We start from the raw sequence: 395 nt of genomic DNA on the forward strand, positions 1-395 counted from the left end.
TAGGATGATACGCACTCACCAGTTACTTGATGACAAGGCTGTGCAAAAGCAACGCTTGTCATTTGCCATGCAATTCGCCAATCAACTGTGGCAAGCCGATACCTTGTATGGGCCGACGATTAAACAAGCGGATGGGCAGTGGAAGAAGACTTTCCTGATCGCCTTCATTGACGATGCATCCAGGGTAGTGACGCATGCTGAATTCTTTTACCGTGACAATACCGAGAACATGGTGCTGGCCTTTCGGTCTGCCTTGTATAAGCGCGGCAAGCCAGAACGTTTGTATTTCGACAATGGGGCGAATTATTCCGCTAAAGAAATTCTGCAGGCTTGTGTGCGGCTCGATATTCATCTCTCTCATGCGCCGATTCGTGACGGTGCAGCCAAGGGGAAGA

The 395-nt window shown here is 49.6% G+C and carries 1 protein-coding gene; it reads left to right on the forward strand.

Annotated features, from left to right (window positions below; all coding sequences use genetic code 11):
- On the forward strand, nucleotides 1–395 hold a 395-nt coding region (locus ACO0LC_RS29185; RefSeq protein ID WP_423009765.1), incomplete at both ends, for a DDE-type integrase/transposase/recombinase.

The sequence above is a fragment of the Undibacterium sp. JH2W genome, assembly GCF_049340425.1.
GTDB lineage: Bacteria > Pseudomonadota > Gammaproteobacteria > Burkholderiales > Burkholderiaceae_D > Undibacterium.